This is a genomic window from Candidatus Chryseobacterium colombiense, from assembly GCA_029203185.1.
GTDB lineage: Bacteria > Bacteroidota > Bacteroidia > Flavobacteriales > Weeksellaceae > Chryseobacterium > Chryseobacterium colombiense.
Genome location: CP119310.1, coordinates 1,644,714 through 1,659,209 on the forward strand (window position 1 = coordinate 1,644,714; position 14,496 = coordinate 1,659,209).

Sequence of the window (14,496 nt, forward strand, 5' to 3'; positions counted from 1 at the left end):
CTACTATGAAAATTGCCAAATTATCAAATATATTCAGATTAATTCGATGGAAAGAAATATTAGCAATTGTAGTTTTATTGTTAGCTTTTGTATTTTTCAGAAGCGAAAGGCATGAGTTGGCTTCTATAGGTCCACAATTAAAAAATTCAAAAACTGAGTGGATCTTAATAGGAATACTTTTGGTTTTTGTCTATGTTTTTCTTCAGGGTTTAATGTATGTCACCAGTTTCAGGAGTGTTCAATTAAATGTCAAGCTCTCAGATTCCATCAATTTATTCCTGAAACGCAATCTCCTGAGTGTTTTTCTTCCTGCAGGAGGAGTGAGTTCCCTTGCTTATCTGCCCCGAAATATCAGGATTAAGGGTTACAAATCTTCCAAAATTCATCAGGCAAGTGCTATTTATGGCTTTGTGGGATTTTTAACCGTACTTATCGTGGGAATTCCCCTGATTTTATATGCAGTATCTGTTAATAAAGCTTTTAGCAACAGTTGGATAGGAATTGTCTCATTATGCCTTATATTGTTAGTGCTTTATGGTATTTTTATATCATTCAGAAAAAAGAATTTCCTCTACCGTTTCATTGAAAAAAAGTTTCCGAAGATCATCAGTTCTATGGATGAGATCTTCAATAACGAAATTGATAAAAAATATTTTTGGTATACCGTTGCGGTATCAACTCTTATCGAATTTTGCGGCGTCTTTCACCTGCTGATTGCAATGTATGCTTTTGGGGTACATGCTTCATTCACTGCAGCTGCCATATCTTATGTGGTTTCCATATTACTGATGATTGTTTCTCCTTTTTTAAGAGGATTAGGAGCCGTTGAGTTTTCATTGACTTACATTCTTTCCAATTTTGGCTACCAACATTCCGAAGGTTTAGGCATCACATTACTTTACCGCTTTTTCGAATTCTGGCTGCCTTTATTACTGGGAATAGGTGCTTATTTATGGAGTGGCAGAAAACTCTTTGCCCGATTGCTACCTGTAATAATGATTTCATTGTTGGGTATTATTAATATCCTTTCTGTGATTACACCTGCATTAGCCAATCGTCTCACTATTGTAAAAAGCTACCTTTCAAGGGATTTTATTCACATTTCAAAAATGTTTACGCTTTTGTCCGGTGTATTATTGCTGATTACCTCCGCAAATTTATTCAAAGGAACTAAGCGGGCATGGTATTTTGCATTAACTCTTACAGTCAGCTCCATTATTTTCAATCTTACAAAAGCTTTAGATTACGAAGAATCCCTTTTTGCATTATTTACATTGGCATTATTGATATACAGCCGTAAAGAATATACGTTCAAAGTCAACAGAATTTCACTGCAGCGCGGATTCAGCTGGTTTGTCGGGATTTTCATCAGTATTTTCATTTTCAATTGCCTTAGTTTCTATTTCATTGATAAATCGCATTTTGGAATAGATTTCACCAAAAAAGAAGCCCTTTACTATACATTCCATACCTTTCTTTTATTTAAAGACACAGGATTAGTGCCTCATACAGGTTTTGCAAGAGATTTCCAGAAGCTTAATTATATTCTGGGAGCCATTTCCTGGCTGGTTCTCATCTTTTCTTTTTACCGTACAAACAAACAGTTAGAAGACGATAATAAGTTGAATCATGATAATGCAAAACTTTTAGTTGAGGAATATGGCAATTCTTCTTTAGATTATTTTAAATTAACCTCCGACAAGCAATTATTTTTTGCAGAAGGAATAGCTGGTTTTTTAGCCTATCGCACCGCAAATAGTTTTGCTGTGGTGTTGGAAGATCCGGTTTGTGTAGAACGCGATAAAATCCGCCTGATACAGGAGTTTGAAAATTTCTGTAAAAATAACAGTCTGAAAACGTCTTATTATCGCGTAGGAGAGAGTGAACTGAGCTATTTTTCACCTTTTAGAAAACAACGGCTGTTTATTGGTCAGGATGCCATTCTGGATGCTGAAAACTTCAGCTTATCCGGAAAAGACAAAAAATCCATCAGAAATGCAGTAAATGCCCTTGAGAAATCAGGATTTAAATCGGAAATAAAATATGCTCCGCAGAATGACACACTATTAGATAAGATCCAAAATATATCCGATGAATGGTTAAGAGAATTTGATAAAAAGGAAATTGTCTTTGCTGAAGGAATGTTTGACCGTGAGATACTGAAAGATCAGGATATGATCGTCATCACTGATCATGATGAAAATTATGTTGCTTTTTTAAATATCATTCCCCACTGTGCCCTGGATGAATGCAGCTATGACATGATTCGGAAAACGGAAAAAGCTCCCAACGGCAGCGTTGATGCTTTGATTCTGAAATTGGTGGAATATGCCAAAAACAAACAGCGAAAATTTATCAATATGGGGATGACTCCGATGGCGGAAATAGAACAACCCAATAATACCGCAGAAGAGATATTGAAATTCGCTTATCAAAGGATAGGAAGTTTTAAGCATTACCAGACTCTTAGAAATTTTAAAGAAAAATACGCAGATCTTTGGGAAAACAAATATCTTGTCTATAATAATGATCTGGATCTCTTACAATTACCTGCCGCCTTAAATAAAGTTATGAAGCCATGAAAAGGATTTTAAAGTTCATATGTTGTCTGGCTGTATTCATTCTGTTGATAAGCTGTGATTCTAAAAACGATTTTAAAATTACAGAATGGAATAATCACTCTGACAAACCTATTATTTTCTATATCAGCGGCGATTCAGGATTCAATACTTTTTCGAAAAATTTCGGAAAAAACCTTCACGCTTTCGGTTATGATGTATTTGCCCTGAATACCGAATCGTATTTCTGGAATAAGAAAACTCCGGAGCAAACCTCAGCTGATATTGAAAAATATATTAATCAACAACTAATAGGAAGACAGAATCAGAAAGTGATCCTTATCGGATTTTCTTTCGGAGCAGATGTCACTCCTTTTGTCTATAATCGGTTTTCAGATTCTTTAAAAAATAATATCGAAAAAGTATTTATTATCGGTCCTTCTAAATCCAATGACTTCAAAATTCATCTGGGAGAGTATTTCGGACAGGAAATTAAAGGCAGTCTTCAAGTAATCCCTGAAATCAATCAGATGAAAAATGTTCCTGTCATGGTCATTCTAAGTGATTTTGAATTTACCCATTTCCCTTATAAAGGCATTAAACTAGGTGATAATTACAAAATGAAATATATTGCAGGCGATCATCACTACGGAGGAAATACACAAATGCTAGCCAGCTTTATAAGCAGTAATCTTAAATAATGCCATTGAATGTATAGATTTTCAAAACTTCAGTAATCAGAAAAAAGATGAATTCCGATAATTTCCTCCTTTTTATCTGTCAATAAATCAACAAAACAGGAATTCTGAAAAAATAAAGTATTTATAATCAACTACAAATCCTTTCATTGCAATAACGTAACACTCTTTACAATAGCAATATCAAAAAAAGTACTATTTTTGTGGGAGATTGTAAATGTTGTCTAATAGCAGATTTATTATTAAATTAGACATACCAATTTATGAAATATTAAAATTCACCCAAATGAAAAAATTAATTCTACTCCTTACTTGTTCGTTCGGTATTTCGGTTTTTTCACAAATTAAAGTACTAAAGAACGAGACTTTAGTAGAAATTGGAAAAGATAATTCTGTAGGTTTAGTTAAAAAAGATGATAAATTCACCATTAACTATCAGGATCTCAATACCAGTAATCTCAATACTTTCAGATCATTTTCATTTTTAGATGTCAATGGTGATGTAGAGGGTCTCTATAAATTAATTACCGATGGTTTTGTAGATCAGCCAACAGGAAATATCACCCTTGAGCTTCCTAATGACATTATTGAGCTGCATTATGAAAAAAACTACGGCCAACCTACCGTTCAATTCATTCAGTACATCAATAAGAACAGAAAATATGTAGGTAAATCCCAGTTTTTGAATAAAAAACAGATTGATAAAATCTTTGGAATAGGAACTCCCAGATCAACATTATATAAAAATGCTGCCAAGAACAACTTAGTCCCTGTCAATCCAATGCCTACTCCGGAAAATTCAAAGCCGGCCAATACAAAAGGAAAGAAATCAAAAAAATAATCAATAATACTCAACTCATTCTATCAGGATGAGTTTTTTATTTTATTTTTGTAAAAAAGATTCTCATACAATTATGTCCCTTCAAATAACTCAACTAACAAAAAAGTTTGCTGAACAAACTGCACTGAACAATATTAATATTTCAATTGATAAAAATGAGATCATCGGTCTTCTGGGTCCTAACGGTGCCGGAAAATCCACTCTTATGAAATCTATTGTAGGTGCGCTTACCATAGATGAAGGCGAAATTATTTTTAACGGGAAGAATATTACGGAACACGAAATCGAAAGCAAGAAAAAAATCGGTTTCTTACCGGAAAATAACCCTCTGTATCTGGAAATGTATGTGAAGGAATATTTACAATTTGTCGCCAATATTCACAAAATACCAGTATCCAGAGTAGATGAGGTGATCGATTTAGTAGGAATTACTCCAGAAAAATCTAAAAAAATCGGGCAGCTTTCTAAAGGATATAAGCAAAGAGTTGGTCTTGCACAGGCCATCATTCACCAACCAGATTTATTGATTCTGGATGAACCAACCAACGGTCTCGATCCTAACCAGATTATCGAGATCAGAAATGTTGTGAAAGAAATCGGGCAGCAAAAAACGGTTTTGCTTTCTACTCACATTATGCAGGAAGTTGAGGCACTTTGTTCCCGTGTCATCCTTATTCATAAAGGAAATATACTTCAGGATTGTCCGATTGGAGAGTTTAAAGGTAAATTTGAAAGCCTGGAAGAAGCTTTTGCGAGCTATACTGCATAAATAATAAAATGCTCCAAGTTTTTTGGAGCATTTTTTTTGACGTTGGATTTTTATCACAAAAGATTTAAAAGCTTTTAGTTTAAAATTTAAGAATTGTTTTCATTTTTTTCTTCAATCACTGGAACAACTTCTGCGTTTTTTTTCTGAACCTGCTCCAAGAGTTGCAATCCTAAAAGTCCGCTAATTCCGCCATTAGCAGCATCACCATTTCCACCAATCAAAACTTCAGGCATAATTCTTACATTCTGGCTCGCAATATTTTCCATAATTTTCAACTGAGTAAAGTTATTACCTCCCATTGCTTCTACCGATAATTTATAAGATTCTGCATTAGATTTACCGATAGCGAGAATTTTTTCCGCTTCCGCATTACCTGTTAATGAAATCTGTTCCGCACTTGCTTTTGCCAGCAATTCTATTTTTTCTGCTTCGGCTTTAGCCAAAAGTCTTGTTTTTTCAGCTTCACCGGTTGCCAGAAGTTTCAGTCTGTCTCCTTCTGCGTTCGCCTGCAATCTCACAGAATTCGCATCTCCGGTTGCTTTTTTTACGGAAGCATCTGCAATTCTTTCAGCAATTAAAACACCTTGGTCAGCTTTTACGATTTCTTTCTGCATATCGGCAACAGCAGTTTCTTTCTCTAAAGCTTGGCGTGTTTCCTGAGCCAACATTTCTGTTTCATAAGTGATCTTTTGCTCTTCTGCCAATTTTCTGTCCGTTAAAGTTTTCATTAAACTTTCCGGAGGAACAATGGCACCGATTAATGTATCTACCGCATTTACATTATATTGTTCCAAAACACTGCTGATGTGATCTTTTGCCGATTGCTGTCTTTCTTTACGGGTTCCTAAAAAAGCAATCACATCACTATCCTGCGCTGAGTTTCTGAAATAGTTTCCTATCGTAGGCTCCAGAACCTGGCTGACAAGATTGATCATATTCCCGAAACGGGCAATTACTTTTGGAGCTTCATAAGTAGGAATGTGGATGATTTGCGAAACATCAAGATTGAAAGGGAAACCGTCTTTACTTCGTACGGTAATTGTGGAAAGGTTTTTATCGAGTTGATGAGACTCACTTCTTTCATAAGCCCAGTTTAAAACCAAATTGGTGGTAGGAACCAGCTCTACTTTCATGATATACGGATTGATCGGATATTTTCCGGGACCGATTGGTTCTGCCCAAACTCCTTTATGCCCTTTTTCAACAATATTTCCGTGTTTAAAGTCAACTCCGCTCAAATCCTTTCCTTCCTCTCCCACATAGCTTATAATTACTCCCACATGACCAATCGGAATTTCAGTCATTTTTACCATTTCAACTTTTGTAAACCACGGATTTAAAAAATAGGATCCTGCTAAAATCACCTGTTCCTGTAATCCTTTATACCCTCCATTGTTTAAAAAAGTATCAACATCCTGAAATTTATTATGATCATTGATAATTTTACCGGCAATCTGCCCTTCTTCTAAAGGACTTCCCTCCATCGTTGTAATAATTCCCACCGCATTATCCGGAATTTGCGTCATATCCGTCAATTCAATTTCAAATAACAAGGTATTGATTCTGTACGATCCAGGCGCAATAATGGCAGTTTGTCGACCTTTTCTTCCTCCGTTCTTTAAAAAAGCTTCGGCATCCTGAAAAGAATCGCAATCAACTTTACGCCCTAAAATTCTTCCGGTTTCCAGCTCAACCCCGTCTTTTGCCAAAAGCAATCCTATTTTTCCGGTAGGAATTACAGTGAATGCCTGAAAATCGATGGAATATTGCCAGATCCACTTTCCGAAATACACTCCGGGAGCTAAAGTCTGCGCCTGAAAACCGGCTTCTCCGTTAGTAGCAATGATTCTCCCTTCAGGAAGTTCCTGCTTACCGACTAATACAAATTTTTTGGTAACCAAACCAATTTTATCCTGAGGAACAATGATTAATCCAAAGAAAATTCTTAGAATAAATTTGTAAAAAATGACGCACAACAGTGCAATGACAGCCGGAATCATCCAGCCATGAAAAGTTAATTCCATAGTTTTTGTTTTTTGTTTATGATTTAAATTTGAAAACAGGGATTCTGCTCTATTTCCTCGAAAATGAAAAAACAGAGTATGAATTATGTGATAATTCTTTCGAAAAAATTAAGAAATTATTGGAGGAGATGTATTAAAAATCGTGAAGGTGATTTCTGATACTTTTAATAGAAAAAACTTAAAGTTAATTAGTTTCATTTCAATGGTAAAGGAACGAGATCCTTTTGTGATACAAATGTACATAAGAAAAATATTCACTTGTTTCAAAAAGCTAAAATATTTTCCCACCACAATCATAACAAACTGAAAATCAATTCAATTATTTTTATAAAAGTCGTATTATTAAAAAAAAGCCCAGCATATTCGCTAAAAAATATTTTTTTTAAATTGTAAAAAACAGGGCTGATTGGCTTTAAATTTGATAAATGTAAACATCACCAATGCCTATAAAAAAATGATCAAAAAACTTTTATTTGCCACACTTTGTATTGCTCAGTTTTCACTGATTACCGCAAATCCGGTTCATGAGAATCCCATTTCAAAAGAGAATTATCAACAGGAAAAAGTTCCCAAATCGGTTATCATTAAAACCAAAAAGTTTAAGCTGAAAATAGACAAACAACCCAATGGAAAATATCTTTATCAATCGTGGGCAGCGACTGGAAAAGTAACTTCAAAACCTAATATGATCATTTCTGATGGAGAATTGATTCCTGATGGAACCGGAGGAAACTATTACTACGAGTTTAACAACAATGGACACATCTATCAAGTCTGGAGAAATTATTTAACCGATTCTCCTAAAAAAGCACCTTATACTCTTTCTGTAACTGATCCCAATGGAAAAAGAATCGTGAATCAGGATGGGCAGATTGTAAAAAATTAAAATAAAAACTCTCTCTTTTGAAAGAGGGAGTTTTGTTTTTATGTTCCGGACTGCTTTATTTTTATTTGAAAATTACTTTCATTGAAACTGTCTCTTGCTGCGTTATATCCTATATTAAAAATCTGCTCAAGACGGTCTTTTTTTCTTTCAAAGGTTCCGAAACTGGATAATTTTTGAGACGAAATAAACCAGTCACAATACTCGAATTTTACTTTCTCAATTCTGTAGGAAAGAAGATCGTAAGAACGTGAAACAATGGCTTTAATCGATTTTAAATCATCAATTTTAATGTCATGAGGCGGAGAAACAAACACCCCGATCAGCTTATCACAGTCATCACGAATGACATCGGCAGGAAAATTATTGAGAACCCCACCATCACAAAACATTTCTTCCCCTAAAATGTAAGGTGTCGTAATGCCCGGGATAGAACAGGAAGCTATAATGGCGTCGGTAACCAGAAAATCGTTATCAAAGATCTTTTCTGTTCCGGAAACTAATTCTGTAGCAACAATTCGGACCTCTTTCTCTAAATCTCCGATTTTCATATCCTGAAACACCGGCTTCAGATAATTGTTAAAAATAATGGAAGAAACCAGGCCCGGCTGATTGAACGTAAAATGTTTCCAGTTGAAAAAATACACCGACTGGAAAAAATCAAGGATTTCTTCCGGTGTTTTCCCTACAGCATACAGACAGCCCACAATAGAACCCGCGCTGCAACACGACAGAATATCAATATCTATATTTTTTTCATGCAAAAATTTTAAAACTCCTGCGTGGGCAATTCCTTTAGTACCGCCACCTGATAAAACCAATCCTGTTTTTTCAAACTTCATTGAATAAATTTAAGAAAACATCGTTACACATGTATTTAAATATTCTAAATATTTTGTTAAATATCAGATTACTTTGTTTTAAAACAGTTTATGATTAATTTATTTTTTTATCATAAAGCTGAAGTATTTTCAGAAGGTCTTCATCAGTTTTCCAGGAATCAAGTAAAGCTAAAAGGTCCGGATACTCTGCAAATCTTACTTTCAAACTATTTTTAAGGCTTGGATTGAAAAATCCAGATTCATTGATAATTTTCTTATTTTTTCCATCAATCAAGAAGTCCGTATTGGTAATTCTACCTGTGCCGTAAGCATAAAACCTGTACCAATTCATTTTCTCTCCTTCATATAAAATTTCAATAAGTCCATTGTTCATTACTATTTTACCTGCTGAATCGAAATATTCATGATTAACATTATTTTCATCAGTAATTTTAATGTATTCAACATCTTTAGGCTCTACCCAAGTTTCTGCTCCATTGGCATCTCTCATTTTCATTTTAAACAGAATCGTAGCAAAGTAATATTTTGTATTTGAAAACTTTCCGACATTTCTTATTCTGGTTCTTATTGTATCATTGGAGGTTTTCAAAACATATTTTACAGGAAAATATCTTTTATCATCTTTTTGTTGTGAAAATACTACCGTTAAACTTAACAAAAGGGCAGCTAAAAAAAATATCTTTTTCATCATCAATAATTTAAAAAAGCCCAGATATAAATCCAGGCTTTCGGTATATTTAAATTTTAAATACAATTAAATGTGAATCACTTCTCCGTAAGCAGCAGCAGCAGCTTCCATAATAGCTTCAGAAACTGTCGGGTGCGGGTGAATAGACTTGATGATTTCATGACCTGTAGTTTCTAATTTTCTAGCAACAACAGCTTCAGCAACCATATCTGTAACTCCTTCACCGATCATATGACAACCTAACCACTCACCATATTTAGCATCGAAAATAACTTTGATGAAACCATCTGTATTTCCGTTTGCCGTAGCTTTTCCACTTGCAGAAAGAGGAAATTTACCCACTTTGATTTCGTATCCTTTTTCTTTAGCCTGCTTTTCTGTAAGACCAACTGAAGCAACTTCAGGGTGACAGTATGTACATCCAGGAATATTGCCATAGTCGATTTTTTCAACATGCATTCCTTTGATTTTTTCAACACAAGTAATTCCTTCAGCAGAAGCAACGTGCGCTAAAGCCTGAGTAGGAATCAAATCTCCGATTGCATAATATCCAGAAACTGAAGTTTCGTACCATTCGTTTACTAAAACTCTTCCTTTATCTGTCTGGATTCCTACTTCTTCAAGACCTATGTTCTCGATGTTAGCAGCAATACCTACAGCAGATAATAATATATCAGCTTCAAGAACAATGTTTCCTTTAGCCGTTTTTACAGTAGCTTTTACACCTTCTCCGCTTGTATCCACACTTTCTACTGAAGCGTTGGTCATAATTTCGATACCCGATTTTTTCAGAGACTTCTCTAAATGTTTAGAGATTTCCTCATCCTCTACAGGAACGATGTTTGGCATAAATTCAACAACAGTTACTTTTGTACCCATTGTGTTATAGAAATCAGCAAATTCAACTCCGATAGCTCCAGAACCTACAACGATCATAGATTTTGGCTGCTCAGGAAGAGATAATGCCTGTCTGTATCCGATTACTTTTTTACCATCCTGAGGTAAATTCGGTAATTCTCTTGAACGAGCTCCCGTTGCGATAATGATATGAGTCCCTGTATATTCAGTTACTTTTCCTTCGTTATCTGTAACAGAAACTTTTTTACCTTTCTGTACTTTTGCCGTTCCCAAAATAACGTCGATTTTATTCTTTTTCATCAAGAATTCAATCCCTTTGCTCATTTTGTTGGCAACACCACGGCTTCTCTGAATTACGTTCGGAAACTCAAAACTAGCTTCCACTTTATTCAAACCATAATCTTCAGCGTGATTAATATAATGAAAAACCTGAGCCGACTTCAATAAAGCTTTCGTTGGAATACATCCCCAGTTAAGACAAATCCCTCCTAAATTTTCTTTTTCGATAATTGCAGTTTTGAAACCTAACTGTGCCGCTCTAATTGCAGTAACATATCCACCAGGACCACTTCCGATGACAATAATATCGTAATTCATTAGTTTAAAATTTTTATGCGAATTTAAGGAAAAATATTGGATGAAGCACGTTTCTGGAAATTCGTGAAGCAATGCATAACAAATCCTATTTTCATTCAATTTAAAGCAAAAAAGAGAACACAAAAAGCTCTCTCTTTTAATAAATTTTATTTTAAATTGAAAATTTCATAAAAAGGTAAAGTATAGAATTAAACTATATCCATTTTACTGTTTCAAAAAAATAGGATATAACATTACATTTTTTTAAGCAGTTTTTTTTGGCTTTGGTATTTCTCATCCAATGCCTTCAACTGATCTCTTTTCATCTTTTTAGTTGCCAGCGGATGGTTCAGAATCGCTTTTCTTTCTGCATTGTATCTTTTATCCAGCTCCTGTCTCTTGTGATTTATAAGCTCCTGTTTTGAAGGATGCGGCGGCAATTCCTGAGCGGAAACGTTCATGGACAGACCTAATAACAATACTGCTGATATCAATAACTTTTTCATAACATTTATTTTTTTGAAAGATTTTAATTAAATAAGTTCCTTCTGGTTCAAAATGAATATTACATATATTATACCAATTATTCTATCTACTGATTGTAAACTATTTATTACTTTTATAATACTTTAAATAAACTATATTACATGTATGAAAAAAAATATTGTAACCAAAGATAATATCTGGCTGAAAGAACCTGAAGAACATGACTTTCCAGCAGCTCAGGATTATCTGGAGCTTCTTTTTATCCCGGAACAGGCACAGAAAATAGTGGCAGAACTTAAAAAGGCTTCTACGATCATGAAAAAATCAAAAGATATTCTGAGAGCAAGCAGACTGGCTTTACTTCCGGAAACGAATATCCATGTTAAAGAAAACCTGAGAAAAGTACAGAAAAATAAAAAATTATCGCCTATTCTATTGGTAAGAGGGCAAAATGAATTAATCATTGCCGATGGCTATCACCGCCTGTGCTGCAGCTACTACCTTACAGAAGATCTAGAAGTTCCCTGCAGATTAGTATAATACCCAAAACCAACTAGGAATTGGGTATTTTTAAGGTTTAGCTATAAAAACAATCTATTGTATTTCAATGTTTTGTTTTAAAGGTAAATTTTTGGAAGAATTGCCCACAAAAATTCTATAGGTTCCTTTTTCTACAATCCAGTTCATTTTCTCATCTAAAAACTGTAATTCTTTCACAGGAACTTCAATGGAAACCTGTTTTGATTCTCCAGGTTTCAAATAGATTTTCTGAAAACCTTTCAGCTCAATAATTGGCCTTGAAACCGAAGCCAGCAAATCTTTTACATACAACTGCACGACTTCACTTCCGGCTTTTGAGCCTGTATTTTTTACATTGACTTTAGCAATGATGGTTTCGTTTTCAGAATATTTTGATTGACTTAACTGTAAATCGGAAATTTCGAAAGTGGTGTAACTTAATCCAAAACCGAACGGATACAACGGTTCGCCACTCAGATCATAATAATCATTTCCTCTTCCTGTCGGATGATGAGTATAAGTTAAAGGCAACTGTCCTTCTTCAACAGGAAATGTTATCGGTAATTTCCCTGACGGATTTTCTGCTCCGAACAGCACTTTTGCGACGGCATTTCCTCCTTCTTCTCCGGGATACCAAACATCTAAAATTGCCCCGACTCTATCTTTCCAGTCTTTCGTTTTTATCGCCGAACCTCCAACCAAAACCACTGTAGTGGGTTTATTTAATTTTGAAACTTCCTGAATAAATTTTTCCTGATTTCCGGGAAGACTTAATGACGACCGATCCTGAAATTCACCTTCATGAATTCCTGCTGTAACGATGATGTAATCTGAATTTTGAGCTAATTGTAATGCCTGATCAAAATCTTTCTGATAGTCATTCAAGCCATAATTCCAGATCAGTTCGATATTCGCTTCTCCCCTATTTTCATGAAATTCCACAGCGATATCGTACTTCTGACCTTTATTGAAGTCAATATCAACCATTTTTGTTGAATAACTCAGCTTTTCCCAGTTATCAATGATTATTTTTCCGTTTAAAAATAATCTAAAACCATCATTTCCACGAAGACCTAATTGGTATTTTCCGGAATTGGGAGCTTCCAGTTTTCCCGTCCAACGAACGCTGTAATTATCTGGCTGCAATTTTTCCGGATTTGGAGAATACAATGTCCACTTGAAATTCAATTGCTCATCTTGCTTTTCAAATACCGGATTTCCTTTTAAATCAGAATTGGAAAAATAAGTTCCTTTTAGTCCTTTTTGATTTTCTGAAGATAAAAATTCGGCAGGAACCGTTGCAAATTGTTTTAAATTCCAATCAATTCCTTTCGAATAGTTTACTTCTATATTTTTGTTTTTGACGAAATTTTTAATTCCATCCAAAATATTAATCTTTTTATTTCCAGGCCCTGAATAACCGCCTAATCTCGCATCAACAGCATCAGTTCCAACGACTAATATTTTTTTATAATTTCCAGAAATTGGTAGCGTTTTATTATTATTCTGGAGCAAAACAAAAGATTCAACAGCTGCTTTTTCTGCCAAAGGTTTATGATCGATTTTTTTTAAATCGTCAATATCTTTATTAGAAACATAGGGATTTTCAAACAAACCCAGTTCGAATTTTGCTCTCAAAACTCTTGCCACCGCATCATCGATTCTTTCCTTTGAAATTCTTCCATCCAGAAACGGTGGAATAAATAATTTATAATGTTGATATTCTGTCTGGAAAATGACGTCAAGACCTGCATTAATTGCCTGTGCAGAGGCATCATCATAATCCTTAGTCGTAAAATGCAGCACATTAGCCCCACCAACTGCACTCGCATCACTAATGACAAAACCTTTGAAATTCCATTCTTTTTTTAATTTCTCTGTCAATAACCAATGATTGGCCGTAGAAGGCCGGCCATCCAATAAATTATAAGAAGTCATCACCGAGCGGCTTTTTCCTTGTTGAAAAGCTTTTTGAAACGGAATTAAATGCGTTTCCTCTAAATACCTTTTGCTCCAATGAATCGGGTAAGAATCACGACCGCCTTCTCCAACATTAGCCAGAAAATGCTTCGGAGTCGTAATAATTCCCTGACTTTCAAAAGAACTAACAAAGTTCACACCCATCACGGAAGTTAAAAACGGATCTTCACCATACGTTTCCTCCGTTCTCCCCCATCTTACATCGCTTGCCAAATTTATAACCGGAGTCAAAACCTGGCGAATTCCTCTCAATTTTGTTTCTTTGGCAATTGCCTTGGAAACCTCTGTCATCAGTTCAGAATTGAATGTTGCTGACAAACCAATAGCTTGAGGAAAAGCAGTCGCCCCTTCACGCATCAATCCGTGCAAAGCTTCATCAAAAGGGATAATCGGGATTCCCAACCGGGATTCTTCCACGAAATATTTCTGAATAGCGTTTATTTTTTTTGCCAGTCTTTCCGCATCTTCATTCGCGTTGTATTTCAGCAATTGTCCGGCAACTCCGCCGCCTTGATTTCCTGCACTCACCTGTAAACCGAAAATTCCATGAGCATATTGAGCTTTCGGAACATGATCCAAATCTCCGGGAATCATAAAGCATTGCCAGAATTTTTCTTCGGGCGTCATGCGCTTCAGCAAATCCTGAATTCTGGTTTCAACAGGTTGTTTTGGATCTTTGTATAATGGTTTTTGAGCGGCAATAAATGTTGTGCTCAATAATGAAATTGCTATGATTTTAAAGCACATAAAAATTTGATTTAATTATTATTCTTT

General features: G+C 35.0%; 12 protein-coding genes. 6 read left to right on the forward strand and 6 right to left on the reverse strand.

Annotation, left to right across the window (positions count from 1 at the left end; translation table 11 throughout):
• Nucleotides 1–5 precede the first annotated feature (5 nt).
• From P0Y62_07215 to P0Y62_07230, 4 genes are all read left to right on the forward strand, one after another.
• Nucleotides 6–2,582 carry a phosphatidylglycerol lysyltransferase domain-containing protein gene (locus P0Y62_07215; GenBank protein ID WEK71343.1) on the forward strand — a complete coding sequence of 859 codons (2,577 nt, stop codon included), beginning with the start codon at nt 6–8 and terminating at the stop codon, nt 2,580–2,582.
• Nucleotides 2,579–3,259 (forward strand): hypothetical protein, encoded by a 681-nt coding sequence (locus tag P0Y62_07220; protein WEK71344.1) that lies wholly within the window; start codon nt 2,579–2,581, stop codon nt 3,257–3,259. The genes P0Y62_07215 and P0Y62_07220 overlap by 4 nt, the downstream gene beginning before the upstream one ends.
• A gap of 283 nt (nt 3,260–3,542) precedes the next feature.
• Complete coding sequence (locus tag P0Y62_07225) at nt 3,543–4,097, forward strand: hypothetical protein (GenBank protein ID WEK71345.1); 555 nt, start codon at nt 3,543–3,545, stop codon at nt 4,095–4,097.
• A 73-nt stretch (nt 4,098–4,170) separates the two neighbouring features.
• Complete coding sequence (locus P0Y62_07230) at nt 4,171–4,866, forward strand: ATP-binding cassette domain-containing protein (GenBank protein WEK71346.1); 696 nt, start codon at nt 4,171–4,173, stop codon at nt 4,864–4,866.
• A gap of 86 nt (nt 4,867–4,952) precedes the next feature.
• On the opposite strand, the gene P0Y62_07235 is transcribed toward P0Y62_07230, so the two are convergent.
• The gene (locus tag P0Y62_07235) at nt 4,953–6,890 is read right to left on the reverse strand and encodes an SPFH domain-containing protein (GenBank protein WEK71347.1); all 1,938 of its coding nucleotides are present in this window, start codon (nt 6,888–6,890) and stop codon (nt 4,953–4,955) included.
• A gap of 454 nt (nt 6,891–7,344) precedes the next feature.
• Between P0Y62_07235 and P0Y62_07240 the strand changes: the two genes are divergently transcribed.
• Entirely contained in the window at nt 7,345–7,776 is a 432-nt protein-coding gene (locus P0Y62_07240) for a hypothetical protein (GenBank protein ID WEK71348.1), read from the forward strand.
• 38 nt (nt 7,777–7,814) lie between these two features.
• On the opposite strand, the gene P0Y62_07245 is transcribed toward P0Y62_07240, so the two are convergent.
• From P0Y62_07245 to P0Y62_07260, 4 genes are all read right to left on the reverse strand, one after another.
• Nucleotides 7,815–8,615: a patatin-like phospholipase family protein gene (locus P0Y62_07245; protein WEK71349.1), complete on the reverse strand. Its 801-nt coding sequence runs from the start codon at nt 8,613–8,615 to the stop codon at nt 7,815–7,817.
• 94 nt (nt 8,616–8,709) lie between these two features.
• Nucleotides 8,710–9,303, reverse strand: a complete 594-nt coding sequence (locus P0Y62_07250) for a hypothetical protein (protein ID WEK71350.1) — start codon at nt 9,301–9,303, stop codon at nt 8,710–8,712.
• Nucleotides 9,304–9,369: 66 nt separating this feature from the next.
• Nucleotides 9,370–10,758 (reverse strand): dihydrolipoyl dehydrogenase, encoded by a 1,389-nt coding sequence (gene lpdA, locus P0Y62_07255; GenBank protein WEK71351.1) that lies wholly within the window; start codon nt 10,756–10,758, stop codon nt 9,370–9,372.
• Nucleotides 10,759–10,991: 233 nt separating this feature from the next.
• On the reverse strand, nt 10,992–11,243 hold the full coding sequence (locus tag P0Y62_07260; GenBank protein WEK71352.1) for a hypothetical protein: 252 nt from the start codon (nt 11,241–11,243) through the stop codon (nt 10,992–10,994).
• 145 nt (nt 11,244–11,388) lie between these two features.
• On the opposite strand from P0Y62_07260, the gene P0Y62_07265 reads away from it, so the two are divergent.
• Complete coding sequence (locus P0Y62_07265; GenBank protein ID WEK71353.1) at nt 11,389–11,763, forward strand: hypothetical protein; 375 nt, start codon at nt 11,389–11,391, stop codon at nt 11,761–11,763.
• Nucleotides 11,764–11,817: 54 nt separating this feature from the next.
• Here P0Y62_07265 and P0Y62_07270 read toward each other — a convergent pair whose 3' ends face one another.
• Nucleotides 11,818–14,469 (reverse strand): glycoside hydrolase family 3 N-terminal domain-containing protein, encoded by a 2,652-nt coding sequence (locus P0Y62_07270; protein WEK71354.1) that lies wholly within the window; start codon nt 14,467–14,469, stop codon nt 11,818–11,820.
• Between the last annotated feature and the right edge of the window lie 27 nt (nt 14,470–14,496).

Coding starts and splice junctions, on each gene's coding strand:
- P0Y62_07225 (WEK71345.1), top strand. CDS start 3,543: ATGAAAAAATTAATTCTACTCCTTACTTGTTCGTTCGGTATTTCGGTT.
- P0Y62_07220 (WEK71344.1), top strand. CDS start 2,579: ATGAAAAGGATTTTAAAGTTCATATGTTGTCTGGCTGTATTCATTCTG.
- P0Y62_07270 (WEK71354.1), bottom strand. CDS start 14,469: ATGTGCTTTAAAATCATAGCAATTTCATTATTGAGCACAACATTTATT.
- P0Y62_07230 (WEK71346.1), top strand. CDS start 4,171: ATGTCCCTTCAAATAACTCAACTAACAAAAAAGTTTGCTGAACAAACT.
- P0Y62_07260 (WEK71352.1), bottom strand. CDS start 11,243: ATGAAAAAGTTATTGATATCAGCAGTATTGTTATTAGGTCTGTCCATG.
- P0Y62_07215 (WEK71343.1), top strand. CDS start 6: ATGAAAATTGCCAAATTATCAAATATATTCAGATTAATTCGATGGAAA.
- P0Y62_07265 (WEK71353.1), top strand. CDS start 11,389: ATGAAAAAAAATATTGTAACCAAAGATAATATCTGGCTGAAAGAACCT.
- P0Y62_07240 (WEK71348.1), top strand. CDS start 7,345: ATGATCAAAAAACTTTTATTTGCCACACTTTGTATTGCTCAGTTTTCA.
- lpdA (WEK71351.1), bottom strand. CDS start 10,758: ATGAATTACGATATTATTGTCATCGGAAGTGGTCCTGGTGGATATGTT.
- P0Y62_07250 (WEK71350.1), bottom strand. CDS start 9,303: ATGAAAAAGATATTTTTTTTAGCTGCCCTTTTGTTAAGTTTAACGGTA.
- P0Y62_07245 (WEK71349.1), bottom strand. CDS start 8,615: ATGAAGTTTGAAAAAACAGGATTGGTTTTATCAGGTGGCGGTACTAAA.
- P0Y62_07235 (WEK71347.1), bottom strand. CDS start 6,890: ATGGAATTAACTTTTCATGGCTGGATGATTCCGGCTGTCATTGCACTG.